Raw genomic sequence first — 19,070 nt, 5'->3', positions numbered from 1 at the left:
AATTTCCGGATGGCCGCAGCTTCATCCGCCTCGGCGGCTTGCGTTCCGCGAAAGCGGATTCTGAAACAGTAGATCCCGTAGCCTGGCTGCATCTGCTTGCCCGATGGATTCTCATGGTTTTCCCATCAACTCAGAATGAATCGGACATGAAATCCGAACTAGCTCTGGAAGCGGCAACAATCTGCCCGCAGCTGCGGGCAACAGCAAGCTCGGGTCAGGCTGTGGAGCTTGGAAATGCGGTCTGTTCGGGCGTACATACGGAGCCTAGCGGCGGACAGTCCGCGGCAGGCCAAACAAACTACTGACTAGGCCAGGAAATAAGTTCAAAAAGCTCTCCTCTGAGCCTGTCAATAAGCTGTGAGCCCCAGGCCACCCCTCCCGGTCGCAGACGAAGTGGCATAGGTTTGAAACACACTCCGCTTCCCAACGACGGCGATCCTTGCCCACTGGCAGGCTCGTCGGCAATCTGCGAAGTGGCGTGACTTATGGGGTGCACTCGAGAGTTACGAACAAAGTGGAGGTAGTACTAATGCCAGGACGTATAGTCAGGTCCAAGACTGCTGAACGCGTCGCCGAACTCCTGGGATCGCGCGAAGGTCGCTCCCATCTGAGCGAGTACGGGTGGATCCAAGGAATGCCCGTGATCATTGCACAACTCAACGAGCCGGTAGACGACGTCATGGGCCTCGCTTCCGTTCACAATTGCGCTGTACTCGTGGCGATACTGGACAACCAGAGCGAGCAGCTTCGTTTCATCCATGTCTCGCCTCCCAACGGTGCTCTTCAGATCGTCGATGAGACTCCTGCGAAAACCCGGATCTGCACTCTCTTCGAGCAGGCGGAGGAAAAAGGAATGCTGGCCTTCCGGGTTCGGTACTGGACCCACACGGCAATTGCCAACGCCCTGCCGGTCTTCACTCCGGAAGAACAGCGGCCGATGGCAATGACGCGCGTCTAGCTGCCGGGTGGCTGGAGGTTCCCGCCCAGGTGCTGCTGATTCAACGACTCGTTGCTAACCGCATATAGGCCATTTTCGACTGACGGTCCTGGCTTTCCCGGAATTTTCCGGGAAAGCCAGGACCGTTGCCGCAATCCCCTGGCTCAGCGCCCGGCGATCTTCACCAACTTGTGGTTGATGAATTCGTCCATGCCGTACTTACCCAGCTCGCGGCCGATGCCCGAGCGCTTCACGCCGCCAAAGGGCAGCTCAGGGTAGGAAGCCGAAGGCTCGTTGACGGCGACCATGCCGCTTTGCAGCTGCACGGAAACGCGCTCTGCGCGTTCCATGTCCCGAGTGTGGATGGAAGCTCCCAGCCCGTACTCGGTGTTGTTGGCCAGGGCCACTGCTTCTTCTTCGCCATCCACCTTGTAGAGCACGGCGACCGGGCCGAAGAGCTCCTCGGAGAAGGCGCGCATCTCGGGGGTCACCCCGGCAAGGATCGTCGGCTCGTAGAATGCGCCCTCGCCCTGGATCGGCTTGCCGCCGGCCAAGACCTGGGCACCCTTATCGATGGCATCCTGCACCTGTGCGGCCAAGCCGTCGCGGGCAGCGGCCGAAGACAGCGGGCCGAGGAAGTTCTCCGGCTGGGCCGGGTCGCCCACCTTGATTCCGGCCACCTGCTCCACCAGCGCCTGGGAGAAGTCCTCGTAAACCGAGGAATCGATAATGAAGCGCTTGGCCGCGTTGCAGGCCTGGCCGGTGTTCCCGAAGCGGGCGCGCATGCCCAGCTTGGCGGTGCGCGCCACGTCCGCGTCGTCGAAGACCACGAATGGATCCGAGCCGCCCAGCTCCAGCACCACCTTCTTCAAGTTGCGCCCGGCAATTTCTGCCACGGCCGCTCCGGCGCGCTCGGAACCGGTCAGGGATACTCCCTGCACCCGGCGGTCGGCGATGATGTCCGCGACCTGGTCATTGGTGGCGAAGATGTTCACATACGCGCCCTGCGGGGCTCCTGCTTCCTTGAAGATCTCTTCCATGGCCAGCGCCGATTCCGGGCACTGCGGCGCGTGCTTGAGCAGGATGGTGTTGCCGTTCATCAGGTTCGGCCCGGCGAAGCGTGCCACCTGGTAGTACGGGAAATTCCACGGCATGATGCCCAGCAGCGCGCCGACCGCTTCCTTGCGCACCAGCGCCTTGCCGCCCGAAGCGATTTCCAGCTCTTCGTCTTCCAGGTACTTCGGGCCGTTCTTGGCGTAGTAGCGGTAGATCGCCGCCACGATGCCGATTTCCCCCAGAGATTGCTTGATGGGTTTGCCCATTTCGCGGGTGATGATCGCGGCCAGCTCTTCGGCGCGTGCCTCGTAGATGTCTGCCACGCGCTCCAGCAGGGCGACGCGTTCCTGAAGCGCGGAGACCGACCACTGGGTGTAGGCGTTGTGCGCCTCGGCGATGGCATCCTGGATCTGCGCATCGGTGGCAGTCGGGTAGGTTGCTTCGACTACGCCGGTGGCGGGATTGGTCACGGCATAAGTGGACATGGTGCTCCTTCGAAGATTCGCTTGTTGGACACTTAGCGCCCAGTCTTCCAGCTCTCGTCGCCAATGCCCCGGACTGTTCGGGTATTGGCGTGTTCGCCACGGAAACTGCCGCTGTTCCTCCAAAGCCACGGACTGGGCCGCAGCAGGGATTGCAGTGCTGCTGGACTCCTCGCTGCTGCGCCGGGTGGTGCGCTGGACGCTCGGGATCCGGCTCGATCCTACTCGCTTGCCTCCTGTTTTCCTGGAAGCTCCGAGCTGTCGCCATCGAACCTGAATGCTTCCTGCGGATTGGCCGCGATCCGTGACCTGCGGCGCGCTCTTGCCTAGCGTCGTAGGCAACCAGCAGCGCTCCGCACGGACTGCGGAGCCGGATGCGCGGCCACCTGCCGCGCCACCCGCAGCTGACGACAGCAGCAGAGGAAGGGAAGACATGAGCACCAACGATCACACCAGTTCGAATCCATTCCCCGATGACCCGCGCAGCACCCCGCAACCCGGAACCGTCCGCCACGGCCTGAACGATCCGGATCCGTTGACCGAGCCGCAAACCGACCTGTTCCCGTCGGGCACTGTCGAACCGGTACCGGCCGACACGCATGATTCCGATGACCTGCAGTCCGCAGGAAGCGGCAATACCTCGGGTAAAGCGCAGGCAGCCCAGGATCTGGCGCGCGAGGGCCAGGAATCCGCCACCCACGTGCTTGACAGCGCCAAGCAGGAAGCCTCGATGCTCGCTGAGCAGGCCAAGGACCAGGCCACCCACCTATGGGATGAACTCGGCTCCGACCTGAAGGAGCAGACCTCCGCGCAGCAACGGAAGGTCGCGGCCAACCTGCGCGACATCAGCGATGAGTTCCGCGCCATGCTCGACCAGTCCAGTGCGAGCGGGACCGCCTCCATGCTGGTCGACCAGGCTTCGCATCACAGCGGCCAGGCCGCCGATTGGCTCGAACAGCGCGAGCCGCACGACTTGCTGGATGAGGTCAAGAGCTTTGCACGCAAACGCCCTGCGGCCTTCTTGGGGCTGGCGCTGGGCGCCGGCCTGCTGGCAGGACGCATGACCCGAAATGCCAGCGAGCCGAAGGAAGGCACAGGGCACCGCGACCAGGAACCGCGCCCCGGCACCACCAGCGCACCGAACGCCGCGGCCGTTGACGGGCCAGGTCCGGTGCGGGTTGACCCGTCTTTCCAAGGAACCACCCGCGTGGATTCGGCAGGCAACCCGCTGCATGCCGATTCGGTGGACGTTGACCCGCTGCGCTCCTACCCTCCTGGGGATCCGCGCAGCACCGACTACCGCTAGGAGCATTCGATGACTCACACGACGCCAGATCCCGATTCTGCAGAACATGAACGCAGTTCCCTCGGCGCCCTGTTCAATGACCTGACCCAGAATGTATCGCTGCTGGTTCGCCAAGAGATCGAGCTGGCAAAGACGGAGTTGAAGGAGTCGGCCAGCTCCGCCGGCAAGGGTGCGGGCATGTACGCCGGTGCCGGTGTAGCCGGCCACTTCGTCTTGCTGTTCCTTTCCGTTGCGGCTTTCTTCGGATTGTCGCTCTGGATTGGCTACGGCTTCTCGGCCTTGGTGGTCGCCGCCCTCTGGGCGGTGATCGGTCTGGTCTTGGCAAGCGCAGCCAAGAAGAAGATGCAAGAGATCAAGGGACTGCCTAATACGGCCGAGACAGTCAAGAGGATTCCATCAGCTTTTACTCCGAAGGATGATGCACCATGAGCAAGAATTCAGAAGAACTCCGCGCGGAAATCGCCCAGACACGAGGCGACATGCAACAGGATGTGGATGCGATTGCCGACAGGGTCAGTCCCAGCCATATTGCCCACCGACAATCCGAAAAGGTCAAGGACTCATTCAGGAAGGTGAAGGACTCCGTCATGGGAACCGGTGAATCAACGAGTGACCAGCTGCACCACTACGGTGAAGACGCCGCGGAAGCCGTCAGGGACGCACCGCACAGGGTGGTGGAGCAGACCAAGGGCAATCCGCTGGCCGCCGGAATCATCGCCTTCGGGGCAGGACTGCTGGCCTCGTCGCTGCTTCCGGGGACCCAGAAAGAAGCCGAGCTGGTCCAGCGGGTCAAGGACAAGGCAGAACCGCTGGCCGAAGAGGCCAAAGATGCGGCGAAACAGATTGCCGAAGACCTGCGGGAGCCTGCGCGGCAGGCCGCAGAGGACCTGCGGGAGCCTGCGCGGCAGGCCGCAGAGGACCTGCGGGATTCCGCCCAGGAATCCGTGCAAACCGTCAAATCCGAAGCCAACTCCGAAGCCGAGCATCTGCACAGCGAAGCAAAGGACACGGCCAAGGATATGGGTAACGGCTCCTGATCCCTAGGCGCGGCAAGAGGCTGGTGCGTGCAATCACTGATTGGAACCACCAGCCTCTTGCTATGCCCGGTAGCCGCCGAGCTAGGCGGGGCATCCACCAGAATTTAGCTAGCTAAGCTAAATAACCACTAGGATGAGTCCATGGAGAACTCCAAATGACTCAGCCTGCTTTGCTTACCCAGCTGGTATGGTTCCGCGATGATCTGCGCACCAGCGATCACCCAGCGTTGGATGCCGCGCTTTCTTCCGGTCCGGTGATCGCGGTATATGTCCTGGACCAGGCATCTGCCGGCATCCGCCCGCTGGGTGGCGCGGCCAAATGGTGGCTGCATCAGGCGCTGGAGGACCTTCGCCGATCGCTGGAAAAACTGGAAATCCCGCTCATCCTGCGCCAAGGCCCGGCCGCCGGGATCATCAGCGAACTCGTGCACGAAGGCAACGTGCAGACCGTGCACTGGAACCGCCGCTACGGCCACGCTGAACGCGCCGTCGACATGCAGATCAAGCAGGACCTCGACGCGCGAGGCGTCCATGCCCGCAGCTACAGCGGGACGCTCTTGCATGAGCCCTGGGAGCTGCTGACCAAGAACAACACCTGCTACAAGGTCTTCACGCCCTTCTACAACGCGTTGCGCGACAGCGAGATCCGGCCTCCGTTGCCCGCGCCACAGGCACAAGAACCCCTCCCGGACACTAATCTTCCCGCCAGCGACGAGTTGGAGAGCTTGGGATTATTGCCGGCTTTGGACTGGATTGACGGGCTCGCCGCGCAATGGGAACCCGGAGAAGCGCCTGCGCGCCAGCGCCTGGAGCAGGTGCTGGAATCGATCGCCGAAGACTACCCGGAGCACCATGACCGCCCCGATCTGGACGGAACGTCTGCCCTCTCCCCCGCCTTGCGCTGGGGGCATGTCAGCGCAAGCCAGATGTGGGAGGCGCTGGGCCGTCTGGCCGCCGTAAATCCCGAGGCTTCCGACGGTGCCACCGCGATGCGCCGCCAGCTCGTCTGGCGGGATTTCTGCTGGCACCTGTACTACCATCACCCGCAGCTTCCGGAGCGGAATCTGCGTGCGCAGTTCGATCATTTCGACTGGGCCTGGCCTGAGGCAGACCCGCAGGCCGCGGAATATATGAGCTGTTGGCAACAAGGACGCACCGGTTTCGGTCTAGTGGACGCCGGCATGCAGCAGCTCTGGCAGACCGGATGGATGCACAACCGGGTGCGCATGGTGGCAGCCAGCCTGCTGGTCAAGAACCTGCAAGTGCATTGGAAAGCCGGCGAGCGCTGGTTCTGGGACACCTTGGTTGATGCGGATCTCGCCAGCAATACTGCCAATTGGCAATGGGTCGCCGGCAGCGGAGCCGACGCTTCCCCATATTTCCGGGTCTTCAACCCGGAATTGCAGGCCAAGAAATTCGACCCTCAGGGAAGCTACGTCGCACAGTACGCCCCGCTGGCTACCGAACCCATTGTGGATCTGAAGCAATCGCGGCGGGCTGCATTGGATGCCTATGAGCAGATGAAGCTCATCTCATAGTCGCGAAGCATCGGGCAGCGGGAAAATGAAGCCGCGGATCCACGAAGATCTTCACATGCTCTTCGCTGTTTCAGCCCGATGCCTCTTCGGCTCCCTGTCTCAGTGCATCAGCTTCCTTGCCGGAGGGTCCAGAGCATTCTCCACCGAGTGCCGGAGCTTATACGCATACCCGCATCCTTGGGTACGCCCGATAACCGCAAATAAGTCCAATCAAGACCAATCCGCCTTCCGCCCTTCTCCGAAGAACCTCTACAGGGTTCCTTCCGGAGCCCGCAAAACTCGACACGGACTAGAATCCGTGTCCCAGGAAGGACTGATTGCCATGCGCACATCGCCTAACCGCTTGCTCGCAACGATTTTCGGGGCCGTGTACCTCCTTGTCGGCCTGCTCGGGTTCCTTGTCACTGCCGGCGTGGACTTCTTCGCAACAGAGGGCGGGAAGCTGATCATTTTCGAGGTCAATCCACTTCACAACGTCATCCACCTGGCCATCGGCGCAGCACTGCTCATCGCTGGGCTCGGATCCGTGCGTGCTTCCAAGCTCGCCAACACCACAGTGGGCGCCGTCTACCTCCTGGTTGGCATCCTCGGCCTCTTCTTGGCCTCAACAGCGCTGAACATCATTGCCCTGAATGGTGCGGATAACGTCCTGCACCTAGCCAGCGCGCTTGTCCTGCTGTCGGTAGGCCTGTCCCAGGACCGGACGCCAGCAGCCCATACTGCACGGTCATGAATTCCCATGAGGCGACGGCGGCTGCCACCGAACCTGCCACTCAAGGGCGAGGTGCAGTTGCGGGATCCGTCGCCTTCGGCGGCCTATATGCCGGGATCGCTGGTCTGGGAGTTGCGGCGCTGGCCGCGGCCTCCTCCGCCAGCTTGGCATCGGCATTCGGGGTCGGGTCCGCCCCGGCACCGTGGTGGGCGTGGCTCGGCGCGATAGCATCCGCAGCCTGGGCTGGGGTGGCGCTGGTGTACGCCGTTGCCAGCCTGCTGAAGGCAGCGGCCCCTGCCGTGAAGCTTGCGGTCCCCTGCCTGGCGCTCGTCTCCTCCGTGCATTTAGCCAGCATTGTTGCCGGCCTTTGGGGGTTCCCGGAGGGAACGAAGAATCTGGATCTCACGATTGCTTCCTTGCTGCTGCTTGAGCTGTCGGTGCTGGCGGTATTCCTGTGGCAGCGCAAGCGGCGGAAGAACTATCCGCACCAGGCAGTGCGTTCCAGCAGCCTAGTTGTCCTCGGGAGCATGTTTGCCGGTTCGGTTGCGGTTGCGGCGGTTGCCAGTTTGGGGTTGGCAGCTTCGTCCGCTGGAGAACTCGCGGTACCGCATTCCGAGCACGGCGCTCATCGTTCGGGAGACATCGACCCGGGAATCATTGGCAAGATGAAACAGGCAGAACACCACCACTAGCCGCAGCCAGGGGGCCAGTGCCAGTGATCCAACTGGCCCCGATAGCTGCAGGCTAGGCCCGCGGATCAACAATGATCTTCACGTGTTCCTCATTGTTGTTGATCAGCTGGTCGAACCCTTCGGAAACCAGCTCGTCGAGCCCGATGCGCCCGGTGATGAACGGGGCCAGGTCCAGTTTGCCGCTTTGCACCAGGGCAATGGTGTCCGGATGGTCATTGGCGTAGCCGATGGTGCCGCGCAGGTCGATTTCCTTCAAGACCAGCTTGGGCATGTCCACTTGCGGCTTATGCCCCCAAATCGAAACGTTGACGATCACCCCGCCGGGAGCCACCGCGTCCAGGAGCATATCCAGCACCACCGGGACCGAGGAACACTCGAATCCGGTATCCGCACCCCGGCCGCCGGTCGCTTCGCGCACCCGTTCGGCCACGTCCCCTTCCCTGGGATCGAAAATCCCGTCGGCAATTCCGGTTTCTCGCGCCTTGGCCTTGCGGGCCTCGGAGAGTTCCGAGATGTAGACCGTCAGCCCCTTGGCCTTGAGCACCGCTGCGGTCAGCAGGCCGATCGGGCCGGCACCTCCCACGATCGCCACCTGCCCGGCCTTCGCCCCGGAGCGGACGAAGGCGTGGTGGGCCACCGACAGCGGCTCGATCAGCGCGGCCTCATCCAGGGGGATCTTGCCGATGGGATGCACCCAGCGGCGTTCCACGACGATTTTCTCCGATAGCCCTCCGCCGCGGCCGCCCAGGCCGATGAAGTTCATGTCCTGGGAGAGCTGGTACTGCTGGCCTTCGCCGGTGTCCACATCCTCATGGATGATGTACGGTTCCACCACGACGTTCTCGCCGATTTCAAGGCCGGTGACGCCTTCGCCCAGGGCGGTAATGGTTCCGGAGAATTCGTGGCCCATGGTCACCGGAGCGCTCTCCCCGGAGATCGGGTGCGGATGCCCGGCCGGCGGGATGAAGATCGGGCCCTCCAGGTATTCGTGCAGATCGGTGCCGCAAATGCCGCACCAGGCCACGTCGATGGCCACTGTTCCCGGTTTCAGCTGCGGCTCATCGATGTCCTCGATCCGGATGTCCTTCTGGTCGTAATACCGTGCTGCGCGCATGGCTCCCCCTCGATTCTTCTGCCTGTCGGTGACCGGCCCGATCCCGGCCGGCCATTTCAGCTCCAAGCTACTGCGGCAGCCAAGGTTTGGGAACCGTTGCAAGAGGTTTCATCCGATGGCTCCAGCAAGCCATCCAGCCAAAACCCAGCCAGCAGTGCGCGGCCTGTTCGCGGCGCACAATGGACTATGGACATCATGTCGGCGGCGCAGCGTTCGGCGCTCATGTCTCGCATTTCCAGCAAGAACACCGGACCGGAACTGGTCCTGCGCCGGTTGCTGCATGCCGCCGGGTACCGCTACGGCGTGCACGGCGTCCTGCCCGCACGGCAAGTTGCTCAGCTGCGTTCTGCGCATCCCGGCATCCCGCTGCGAGGCGGAAAGCTTCCCGGATCCCCGGATCTGGTCTTCAGCGCCCGGCGCAAGGCCATCTTCGTCAACGGCTGCTTCTGGCACGGCCACGACTGCCCGGTGGGCCAGCGGCGCCCCGCATCCAATACCGGGTACTGGAACCCCAAGCTGGATGCCAACATCGCCCGGGACCAGCGCAATCGCGATAGCCTGGCGGCCCTTGGCTGGGAATCGCTGACGCTCTGGGAATGCGAGCTGAAGGCGATGGATGGAGTCTTGGACAGGGCGGCAAGTTTCCTCGGACCGGCACGGGTCCTGCCGCGCGGCTCCACCGGGCAGGACCAGTCCCAGAGCACCGGGGTTGGCTAAGATCAAAGAGTCCGCCCGATCTGCCCGCAGCGCCTACCCGTTCCCCGAGGTCCATGAAAACCAGCACGTCCCGCTTCGAAGTCCCGGTACTGCTGGGAACCCAGACGCTGTTCAATATCGGCTTCTACGCCGTGGTCCCCTTTCTTGCCGTAGTGCTGGCCAACGACTTCCTGCTGGCAGGCGCCGCGGTGGGCCTGATCCTGGGCATCCGGACCTTCGCCCAGCAGGGCCTCTTCCTTGCCGGAGGCAGCCTGGCCGATCGCTTCGGTGCCCGGCGCATGATCCTTATTGGCTGCGCAGTGCGCGCCGCCGGGTTCCTCACGCTGGCCGCCTCGCTGTCCTTGGGCGACCCGAAGCTCTGGTTGTTCATCCTTGGTACATTGCTCACCGGATTCGGCGGGGCGCTTTTCTCTCCGGGCCTGAGCATTCTGGTGGGCGCTGCCCAGAGCGCGCGCGACAGGGGCCAACCCACGGGAGCCAAGCGGGCCACGCTCTTTGCCTGGCTGAGCGTCACCGGAGAAATCGGCGCGGTGACCGGACCGTTGGTGGGAGCGGCACTGTGGGACTGGGGGTTCGCGGCCGTTGCAGGTTTCGGGGCAATCTTCTTCATCGCCATCGGACTGTTCCTGGCTGCGGCATTGCGCCGCTACGCTCCGGAAGTCACTTCGCTGGATCATGCTGGATCCCGGGCCAAGCGGCCGGCCCAGCCTGGCAGCCTGCGCCGTTGCCTGGCGGACCGGAAATTCGTGGCCTTCTGCGCCTTGCATGCCTCGGACCTGCTGGCATACAACCAGCTCTATTTGGCCATTCCCCTGGAATTGGAACGCACGGGCCTGCCCACCCAGTGGCTGGGACTGGTTTTCGCGTGGATCTCCGTGCTAACTCTGGGCTTGCAATTGCCCATCGCATGGCTCGCCGCACGGATCGGCTTGGCGGCGACCCTGCGTTGCGGATATTTCTCCAGCGCCTTGGGGTTCGGCGTACTCGCCTTTCTCCCCGCCACGGCATTTGGCGAGAATACCGCGGCGGTACGCATCTTGTGCGCGGTCACCCTGCTGGCCTTGGGGCATATGAGCGTGCACCCTGCAGCTCTTTCGCTGGTTCCCGGATTCGCCGGGCACCGGGGTACCGGATCCTACTTCGGCTTGCTGTCCAGTTGCGGCGGCCTGGCGGTGCTACTGGGGAATTTGCTGGTGGGCTGGCTCTTGTCCCAGGCCGGCCAGGGCCACGTCCCCGGATTCCTGCCGTGGCTGGTTCTCATCATTCCGCTGGTCGTTGCTTCTTGGCTTGGCGCATCGCTCGTGAGGCGTTCAGGCCTGCAGACCCCGGGTGCGTGAACTGCGACACATGACGCGCTGCCCTCGCAGAATTTCCACGGGGCATCCCAAGTTTGCACTACTCAGCTTCCACTCTTCCCAGGCTCTCTGCGGGGGCTTTTCCTCCGCTTTCCCTGCCGGGCCATAATCATCAAAACGAGGCAACTAATTAGGGTACGCTTACCGAGGCTCTATTGCATTAGATGCCAATCCATCACGTAATACCGAAGGATTTCCATGAAACTTGGACGATTGAGCGCTGCCGCAGGTTTTGCGGCCATTGCCCTGGCGCTGACCGCCTGCAGCTCCACCCCTGCGAGCTCCGCCCCGGAACAAGCCGCGGACTCGGAAGCCCGCGTGGTCGTGGCCAATTTCCGCGCCCCGGTATCCAACTGGGCGCTGGAAAGCGACGACGCCTATGTGCTCTCCATCGCCGGTTGCCTGGAAACCCTGGCCAAATACAACCAGAGCACCAAAACCGTTGAACCGATGCTCGCTGCTTCCTGGAAGCAATCCTCGGATACCGAATGGGATTTCGAGCTGCGCAAGAACGTACTGTTCCAGGATGGCACCGCCATGGATGCCAAGGCCGTTGCCGGCTCGCTGAACCACGTGCTCAAGGCCACCGCCCCAGCGCGTGCGGTGAACCCCAAGACCATCAAGAAAGTCCAGGCCCTGGACGCTGATACCGTGCGCGTCACCACCCCCGCCGCGGATCCGCTGCTGCCCTACCGCATGGCCAGCGTGAACGCCGGCGTGCTCTCGCCTGCAGCGTACACCGGCAAGGGCATCGATCCGATGAATCACTGCACCGGACCTTTCGCCCCGGTCTCCGAAAAAGCCGGGCAGTCCCTGACCTTGGACCGCAACGCGAATTACTGGGACGGAGAGGTGAAGCTGGCCGGCGGCGAAATCCGCTACATCACCGAAGGCGCCACCCGCGCCACCCAGGTCCAGACCGGAGAAGCGGACATTTCCATGTCCATCCCGGCCACCAGCCTGGCGGCTCTGGAAGCCGATAGCAAGATCAGCGTGCTCAAGGCCGACTCGCCTCGCACCTCGACCCTGTACCTGAACAACTCGCGCGCTCCATTCGAGAACCGGGAGCTGCGCAAGGCCGCCACCATGGCCCTGGATCTGCCGGCCATGGCCGCCAGCATCTACGAAGGCGCCGCGCAGCCTGCCACCGGTCCTTTCGCCCCGAGCGAGCCTTGGGCCAACCCGGATCTGGCCGTGCCGCAGGTGAATATCGAAGAAGCCAAGAAGCTGGTGGAAGCTTCCGGATACCAGCAGGACAAGCCGCTGGAAATCATTGCGATCACCGAACGCGCGGAGTTCGCCGGGGTAGGCGCCATCATCCAGGAGCAGTTCAAGCAGATCGGCTTGCAGGCAAACGTGGTGACCAAATCCTACGGCGCCGCAGAACCCGATGTGCTGGCCGGCAACTACGACATGATCCTCAGCCAGCGCAACCGGATGATCGACATTGCCGATCCGATCGGCTTCCTGCAGTCCGACTACACCTGCGAGGGCGGCTACAACCTGAGCCACTACTGCAACAAGGACTACGACCAGCTGATCGGCCAGGCACTGGCAGAGAAGGACGAGGCCCAGCGCCACGACCTGTACCGCCAGGCAGGGGATCTGCTCGCCGACGACGCCGCGAACGTCTGGCTGGTCAACGAGCAGGCTATCGACGGCGTGGGAGCCAAGGTCCAGGGCTACGTCCAGGACCCGCTGACCCGCTACGTGCTGACCAAGGATCTGGCGAAGACCAGCTAGCGTGTCACCTCTAGCCACCATGCTGCGCCGGGCTATTGGACTCGGCGCAGCAGTTCTGCTTTCATCCTTCGCGGTATTCCTGGTCCCCTTCGTTTCCCCCGGGGACCCCGTGCGGTCCTTGCTGCGCGCCCGCATGGACATCGGGGCCGCCGACGAGGCAACGGTGCAGGCCTACGCACAGCAATTCGGCCTGCACGACCCGATGCTGGTGCAGTTCGGACGGTGGCTGGGCCGATTCGCCACTGGAGACATGGGCATCTCGCATATCAGCGGCACCCCGGTAGCCGACCAGGTGCTGCCGGCCATCGGCGTCACCCTGTCCTTGGCCGGCAGTGCGCTGGTGGTGGCCATCGCCGTGTCCATTGTGCTGGGAGTGCTGGCGGCCACCCGTGCCGGGAAATGGCCCGATAAGCTGATCACCTCCGCGACCCACGCGCTGATTGCCATCCCCGAATACGCGCTGGCTCCGCTGCTGGTCCTGCTCTTCGCGGTGCGCTTCTCGCTGCTTCCCTCGGCCGGTTTCGATTCCCCGGCCTCGATGGTGCTGCCGGTCTTCATTCTGGCCTTGCGCCCCATCAGCTTCTTCACCGTCGCGGTGCGCTCGGGGGTGCGCCAGGCATTGGACTCCGAGCATGTGCTGGCCGCCCGCGCCCGCGGGCTGAGCAGCACCCAGGGGCTGGTTCGCCATGTGGTTCCCCACGGCTTGCTGCCTTTGTGGACCATGGTGGGTGTCTGGTTTGCCGGGCTGCTGGGCGGGTCGGTCATCGTGGAAGTCATCTTTGCCATTCCCGGAATGGGCCGGCTGATCTTCGACTCCATCGTCGATGCCGATATCCCGGTCGCCCAGGGTGGCGTGGTGGTGGTCGTCACCTGTGCCGTACTGGTGACCGGAATCGTTGACCTGGTGCACAGGATCAGCGATCCCAATGTGAGGATTGGTGTACGACATGGCTAGGAATCATTCCAGGGAAATCCTGTTTTCCCCTCCCGCGTTCATCGTGCTGGCGGTGGTCATCCTGACCATCGCCGCCCCGTGGATTTCCCCCTACAACCCCGACGCCCAGAACCTGGCGGACCGGTTGCAAGGTCCCAGCCTGTCCCATCTGCTGGGCACCGATGCCCTGGGCCGCGACACCTTGAGCAGGGTGCTGCACGGTGGCCGGTTCTCGCTATCGGTAGCACTGATCACCACGCTGTTCGCGCTGCTGGTTGGCACCGCACTGGGCCTGCTCAGCGCGGTGCGCGGCGGATGGCTGGACGAGCTCTTCCTGCGCGTGAACGACTTGCTGCTCGCACTGCCCGAAATCGTGATTGCACTGCTGATCATCGCGGTCATGGGTCCCGGATTCTTCACCATGGTGCTTTCCGTGGGCGTCGTGGCATGGACCCCCACCGCACGGTTGGTGCGTTCCATGGCGGCCCAGGCCTTATCCACCCACCACGTCGAAGCCTCCAGGCATGTCGGCGCTTCGCGCTGGTTCATCCTGCGCCACCATGTCCTGCCCTTCGTGGCTGGTCCGGTGCTGGCCCAGTCGGCATTGCGCTTCGGGCTGCTGCTGGTATTGCTCGGCTCCTTGTCCTATCTGGGCATCGGCGTCCAGCCGCCGCAGTCCGACTGGGGTTCAATGCTCGCCGAAGCCCAGCCCCATGCCATCCGCTCCCCTTGGGGCCTGATCGCGCCGGGCGCAGCCATCTTCCTGGTCAGCTTCTGCGTCACCCTGCTGGGCAATCGCATCACCCACGTGCTGGGCGGGCAGGACGTGCTTGCCACCGAGGCCAAGGCGGAAGCCCATGACTAGAGAACTTGAATTCATTGACCTTTCGGTCAGCTCCGGCGATCAGCGATTGCTTTCCGAGGCACGCGGCGCCCTGCGAGCCGGCGAATTGGTGGCGGTTGTCGGGCGTTCCGGTTCCGGCAAGACGCTGCTCACCAAGGCGATCATCGGCCTGCTGCCCCAGCAGCTGCGTGCCGAGGGGCAGATCCTGCTTGACGGCCAGCGCCTTGACCAGCTGGGCGAGAAGGCCATGGACTCGGTGCGCGGACGGCGTATCAGCATGCTGTTCCAGCAGCCCAAGCGCGTGATGAACCCGCGGCTGACCATCCGCGCGCATCTGCTTGAAGCCCTGGGAGCCCACGGCTGGGGCAAAGCCCGCCAGCACGAGCAGCAGGTGCTGTCCTTGCTCGAAGAAGTAGGCCTGTCCCCTGCCCAGCAGATTGCCGGCCAGCGCCCGGACCAGCTTTCCGGCGGGATGGCCCAACGCGCCATGCTGGCCATCGCCTTGGCCGCTGACCCGGAGTTCATTTTGGCTGATGAACCAACGTCATCCTTGGACTCGATTCTCAAGGCCGAAGTGCTGCAATTGTTGCGCCGCAAGCAGCAGGAACGTGGCGTGGGTGTCCTGTTCATCACCCACGACATCGCCAGCATCCAGCACATCGCAGACCGCGTCGTAGTAGTCAGCGACGGGCAAATTGTGGACCAGTGCCCCACCGCGCAGATTTTTTCCAGGGACCGTCACGCCAAGACACGCGAGCTGGTGGAAGCCAGCATGCCTCCCCTGCGCACGCCACGCGTTATGGATTCCGCATGCTTGCTGGAAGCGGTGGATGCGAGCAAGAACTACACGCGCCGCGCGAAGGGACCGGCAGCATTGAAGCCCACAAGCTTGCGCCTGCACGGCGGCCAGGTCCTGGGAGTGGTGGGCCGCTCCGGTTCGGGCAAGAGCACCTTCGCCCGGCTGCTGGCCGGGTTGGAAGAGCCAACGACCGGACGGATCATCGATACGCGCCGCAACGGCGAAGCAACGCGAGTGCAGGTCATTGCCCAGGAACCGTACTCGTCCTTCGATCCCCGGCTTTCCCTCCGCACGTCGATGAGCGCGGCGGTGCACCGGCTGCCGGCAATCCAGGCCGGCGAGCGCATGGCGCAAGCCATGGCCCAGGTGGGATTGGCCGAGCAATTGCTCGATCGCAGGCCCGGCCAGTGCTCCGGCGGCCAGCTCCAGCGCCTGGCCATCGCGCGGGCGCTGCTGACCGACCCCCAGGTATTGATTTGCGATGAGTCCACCTCGGCACTGGATTCGGTAGCCCAGCGCCATATCCTCGACCTGCTGCTTGAATTGCGCGAGCACATGGGGCTGAGCCTGGTGGTCATCTCCCACGACATGGACGTGATCCGCTATGTGAGTGACGACGTAGCCGTGTTCTACGAGGGCGAGCTGGTGGAGCATCGGCCGCTCAACGATTTCCTGGGCAATGCGGAACATCAGCACAGCAAGGATCTCGTGGCCGCGCTGGACCTCACCGCAGCGGTTCCTGCTGCCGGCTGATTTCTGCTCGCGTAAGAAAACCCGGAACTCTTGTGCCCTGACTTGGAGCGCTTATAGATTGATGGACTATGACCGACAGTTCGCAGAAGAATCCGTCCATTACCCGCCGGTTGCCATTGCTGGCCTTATGCGCAGCCTTGTTCCTTGCAGGCTGTTCGGCTCCAGCCCCGGATTCCGGCGACGCCCAGGAGCCAGTTTCCGAGAGCACTCGGCTGGCCAGCGTAGCTGAAGCCGGAACGCTGAAGGTCTGCACCACCGGGGACTACCGGCCGTTCACCTATCTTGACCCGGACACCGGGGAATGGTCGGGAATCGACATCACGATGGCCAAGAATCTTGCCGAGTCGATGGGCGCAGAGCCCGAGTTCATCCAGACCTCCTGGAAGGACTTGATGCCGGACTTCCTCTCCGAATGCGATATCGCCGTGGGCGGGGTATCCATTTCCATGGAACGCGCCCAGCAGGCCTACTACAGCGAAGCCACCCTGGACGAGGGCAAGACGCCCATCACCTTGTGCGAGAACGTGGAGAAGTACGACACGGTCAAGGAAATCAACCAGCCCGGGGTCCGTTCCATCACCCCGATTGGCGGGACCAACGAGAAGTTCGCCGACGCGAATTACCCCGAAGGGGAAATCATCCGTTTCGAGGACAACAACAAGATCTTCGATGAGATCATTGCCGGGCGTGCCGATGTGATGACCACCGATGCCTCCGAAACCCGGTGGGTGGCCAACGAGCACCCCGAGCTGTGCGCGGTGCACCCGGATCAGCCATTCAATTTCTCCCAGAAGGCGTACCTGCTGCCGCTGGGCGATGACGAGTTCCAGGAGTACGTGAACCAGTGGCTGAACATGGCCAAGAATGACGGGACGTTGGCGGCTGCCGAGAAGCCCTGGTTCGGATGACCGCCGCCAGAACATGACAATAGGCCAGCGGCCCCGCCCAATGCTGATTGGACGAGGCCGCTGGCATCGCTATTCGGTTGGCGCTATCAGTTCTCCCAGAAGGGGTAGTCGATGTAGCCCTTGGGGCCTTCGGTGTAGAAGGTCGCGAAATCTGGTTCGTTCAGCGGTAGCTGTTCCTTCCAGCGGCGCACCAGATCCGGGTTGGCTATCGCAGGGCGGCCCACGACTACGGCTTCTCCCCAGCCTTCGGCAGCCACGCGTGCGGCTTCCTCATAGGTGGTGATCTCCGCGAAGCCGGTGTTCAGCAGCACCGGTCCGCCAAAGGCCTTGCGCAGCGACTGGACCAGCTCGCCGGCTGGGTCATGGTGCAGGATGCTCAGGTTGGCCAGCTCCAGCGGCGCGATGCCCTGGACCAGCGCGGTGTAGGTAGCCAGCACATCCGCACGATCATTTTCTACCGCGCCCTGGACATTGTGTTCCGGCGAAATGCGCAGGCCGGTCTTGCCGGCGCCAATTGCTTCAGCGACAGCGGTAACTACCTCGATGACGAAGCGGGCCCGGTTCTCCGGGGAGCCACCGTAGTTGTCGGTGCGGGTGTTGGCCGAAGGCGCCAGGAACTCGTGCAGCAGGTAGCCGTTGGCCCCGTGAAGCTCCACGCCGTCGAATCCGGCGGCGATGGCATTGCGCGAAGCGGCAACGAATTCCTCGATGATCCTTGGGAGTTCTTCGGTGCCCAGAGCATGCGGAACCGGGTACGCGTGCTTTCCGGTGTAGGTGCGCGACTCGCCTTCAACCGCGATGGCGCTTGGTGCCTCGACGTAGTTTGCACCGGTGGTTTCCGGGTGGGTGACCCGGCCGGCGTGCATGACCTGGGCCACGATGAGGCCGCCTTCGGCGTGCACCGCGTCGGTGACCTTCTTCCAGCCGGCAATCTGCTCCTCGGTGACCAGGCCCGGCTGGCGGACGAAGCCCTGGCCGGCAAAGCTCGGGTAGGTGCCCTCGCTGACGATCAGGCCCAGGGACGCGCGCTGGCGGTAGTACTCGACTACGTCTGCGTTGGGCACGCCGTCCTTGCCCGAACGCGAGCGGGTGAGCGGTGCCATGACCAGGCGGTTGGACAGCTTGAGGTCGCCGAGGGCGAGAGGGGAAAACAGATCCATGGGGCGGGACTCCTGAATTGGAAATTGTAGTTGCACAGCGTAACTATCGCCGCAAGCAACTTATTCCGCTTCGGCTAAGAACATGAGCTGGCTAACGGCTCCAGAGCATTGGAATCGCCTGACGCTCATTGCTTGGATTCGAGGGTTCGCCAGGAGCAATAAACCAGCGGATGCGGCACAACTCCGCACCGCATCCGCTTGATCCGATGGGCTATACGGCGGTGTAGCCGCCGTCAACCAGATGGTAGCTGCCGGTCACGAAGGACGCGGCATCGCTGGCCAGGAAGGCCACGAGCGCCGCCACTTCTTCCGGCTTGCCCAAGCGGGCAATCGGGTGCTTGTCGACCAGCGCATCATAGGCCTTCTTGGGCATTTGCTGCAGCAACGGGGTTTCGATGAAGCCCGGGGCTACGCTGTTCACGCGTACCCCTGAGGTGGCATATTCGACGGCGGCGGTCTTGCTCAGACCCACCACGGCATGCTTCGTGGAAACGTAGGCGGAGCTGCCGGCGAAGCCCACCGAGCCGAGGATCGAGGCCATGTTCACGATGGACCCTCCCCCGTTCTCGCTCATGGCGTTCGCCTGGGCACGGGTTCCGCGGAAGACGGCGTTGAGGTTCACCGAGATGACCTTGTCCCAGTCCTCGTCGGTCAGCTCGCCCACCTTGGCGGCGCGGCCGCCGATGCCTGCGTTGTTGACGCCGATCTTCAATGGAGCCATGGCGTTGGCCGCCTTGATGGTTTCGTCTATGACAGCCGAAGAGCTGGCATCTCCTGCAACAGCTACGGCTTCTCCGCCTGCGGCCTTGATGGTTTCCACGGTAGCGCCAGCGGCCTGCGCATTGAGGTCCTGGACCACCACCTTGGTTCCATTAGCGGCTAAGAGGATGGCGATAGCCTGTCCAATGCCCGAACCGGCGCCGGTGACTACTGCCGAACGATCTGCTACATCATACTGAGCCATGATGGACCCACTTTCCGTT

At 63.3% G+C, this 19,070-nt stretch carries 18 protein-coding genes; 14 read left to right on the top strand and 4 right to left on the bottom strand.

The features are described 5' to 3' along the window. The first annotated feature begins 640 nt into the window (after positions 1–640). Complete coding sequence (locus ACIP6G_RS07055) at positions 641–958, top strand: hypothetical protein (protein WP_365942840.1); 318 nt, start codon at positions 641–643, stop codon at positions 956–958. Positions 959–1,101: 143 nt separating this feature from the next. On the opposite strand, the gene ACIP6G_RS07050 is transcribed toward ACIP6G_RS07055, so the two are convergent. Then, on the bottom strand, positions 1,102–2,478 hold the full coding sequence (locus tag ACIP6G_RS07050) for an NAD-dependent succinate-semialdehyde dehydrogenase (protein ID WP_365946091.1): 1,377 nt from the start codon (positions 2,476–2,478) through the stop codon (positions 1,102–1,104). Positions 2,479–2,908: 430 nt separating this feature from the next. Here ACIP6G_RS07050 and ACIP6G_RS07045 point away from each other — a divergent pair, with 430 nt between their 5' ends. The 6 genes from ACIP6G_RS07045 (at position 2,909) to ACIP6G_RS07020 (ending at position 7,760) form a co-directional block, all read left to right on the top strand. Beyond that, positions 2,909–3,781 carry a hypothetical protein gene (locus tag ACIP6G_RS07045; protein ID WP_365946092.1) on the top strand — a complete coding sequence of 291 codons (873 nt, stop codon included), beginning with the start codon at positions 2,909–2,911 and terminating at the stop codon, positions 3,779–3,781. A gap of 9 nt (positions 3,782–3,790) precedes the next feature. Then, positions 3,791–4,210 (top strand): phage holin family protein, encoded by a 420-nt coding sequence (locus tag ACIP6G_RS07040; RefSeq protein ID WP_066142299.1) that lies wholly within the window; start codon positions 3,791–3,793, stop codon positions 4,208–4,210. Next, positions 4,207–4,818 (top strand): DUF3618 domain-containing protein, encoded by a 612-nt coding sequence (locus ACIP6G_RS07035; RefSeq protein WP_365946093.1) that lies wholly within the window; start codon positions 4,207–4,209, stop codon positions 4,816–4,818. The genes ACIP6G_RS07040 and ACIP6G_RS07035 overlap by 4 nt, the downstream gene beginning before the upstream one ends. Positions 4,819–4,973: 155 nt before the next feature. Continuing rightward, positions 4,974–6,356 (top strand): deoxyribodipyrimidine photo-lyase, encoded by a 1,383-nt coding sequence (locus ACIP6G_RS07030; protein WP_365946094.1) that lies wholly within the window; start codon positions 4,974–4,976, stop codon positions 6,354–6,356. A 322-nt stretch (positions 6,357–6,678) separates the two neighbouring features. Further along, on the top strand, positions 6,679–7,089 hold the full coding sequence (locus tag ACIP6G_RS07025; RefSeq protein ID WP_332489345.1) for a DUF4383 domain-containing protein: 411 nt from the start codon (positions 6,679–6,681) through the stop codon (positions 7,087–7,089). Then, positions 7,086–7,760, top strand: coding sequence for a hypothetical protein (locus tag ACIP6G_RS07020; protein ID WP_400289378.1), 675 nt, complete (start codon positions 7,086–7,088; stop codon positions 7,758–7,760). Before ACIP6G_RS07025 ends, ACIP6G_RS07020 begins: the two co-directional genes overlap by 4 nt. A gap of 52 nt (positions 7,761–7,812) precedes the next feature. Here ACIP6G_RS07020 and ACIP6G_RS07015 read toward each other — a convergent pair whose 3' ends face one another. Then, complete coding sequence (locus ACIP6G_RS07015) at positions 7,813–8,874, bottom strand: 2,3-butanediol dehydrogenase (RefSeq protein ID WP_365946096.1); 1,062 nt, start codon at positions 8,872–8,874, stop codon at positions 7,813–7,815. A 186-nt stretch (positions 8,875–9,060) separates the two neighbouring features. Between ACIP6G_RS07015 and ACIP6G_RS07010 the strand changes: the two genes are divergently transcribed. From ACIP6G_RS07010 to ACIP6G_RS06980, 7 genes are all read left to right on the top strand, one after another. Continuing rightward, complete coding sequence (locus ACIP6G_RS07010) at positions 9,061–9,591, top strand: very short patch repair endonuclease (RefSeq protein ID WP_365946097.1); 531 nt, start codon at positions 9,061–9,063, stop codon at positions 9,589–9,591. 53 nt (positions 9,592–9,644) lie between these two features. Continuing rightward, positions 9,645–10,928 (top strand): MFS transporter, encoded by a 1,284-nt coding sequence (locus ACIP6G_RS07005; protein WP_365946098.1) that lies wholly within the window; start codon positions 9,645–9,647, stop codon positions 10,926–10,928. Positions 10,929–11,144: 216 nt separating this feature from the next. Beyond that, complete coding sequence (locus ACIP6G_RS07000; protein ID WP_365946099.1) at positions 11,145–12,689, top strand: ABC transporter substrate-binding protein; 1,545 nt, start codon at positions 11,145–11,147, stop codon at positions 12,687–12,689. A 1-nt stretch (position 12,690) separates the two neighbouring features. After that, complete coding sequence (locus ACIP6G_RS06995; protein ID WP_400289376.1) at positions 12,691–13,644, top strand: ABC transporter permease; 954 nt, start codon at positions 12,691–12,693, stop codon at positions 13,642–13,644. Then, entirely contained in the window at positions 13,637–14,488 is an 852-nt protein-coding gene (locus ACIP6G_RS06990; RefSeq protein ID WP_365946109.1) for an ABC transporter permease, read from the top strand. The genes ACIP6G_RS06995 and ACIP6G_RS06990 overlap by 8 nt, the downstream gene beginning before the upstream one ends. Next, positions 14,481–16,019 carry an ABC transporter ATP-binding protein gene (locus ACIP6G_RS06985; protein WP_365946101.1) on the top strand — a complete coding sequence of 513 codons (1,539 nt, stop codon included), beginning with the start codon at positions 14,481–14,483 and terminating at the stop codon, positions 16,017–16,019. The genes ACIP6G_RS06990 and ACIP6G_RS06985 overlap by 8 nt, the downstream gene beginning before the upstream one ends. A gap of 68 nt (positions 16,020–16,087) precedes the next feature. Then, the gene (locus ACIP6G_RS06980) at positions 16,088–16,927 is read left to right on the top strand and encodes a transporter substrate-binding domain-containing protein (RefSeq protein ID WP_365946102.1); all 840 of its coding nucleotides are present in this window, start codon (positions 16,088–16,090) and stop codon (positions 16,925–16,927) included. 86 nt (positions 16,928–17,013) lie between these two features. Here ACIP6G_RS06980 and ACIP6G_RS06975 read toward each other — a convergent pair whose 3' ends face one another. Then, positions 17,014–18,087, bottom strand: coding sequence for an alkene reductase (locus ACIP6G_RS06975; RefSeq protein ID WP_365946103.1), 1,074 nt, complete (start codon positions 18,085–18,087; stop codon positions 17,014–17,016). Between the two features lie 211 nt (positions 18,088–18,298). Further along, positions 18,299–19,051 carry an SDR family oxidoreductase gene (locus tag ACIP6G_RS06970; RefSeq protein WP_365946104.1) on the bottom strand — a complete coding sequence of 251 codons (753 nt, stop codon included), beginning with the start codon at positions 19,049–19,051 and terminating at the stop codon, positions 18,299–18,301. Between the last annotated feature and the right edge of the window lie 19 nt (positions 19,052–19,070).

Source organism: Glutamicibacter sp. NPDC088483 (assembly GCF_044753145.1).
Classification (GTDB): Bacteria; Actinomycetota; Actinomycetes; order Actinomycetales; family Micrococcaceae; genus Glutamicibacter.
This window is presented reverse-complemented; position numbering and strand designations above follow the sequence as displayed.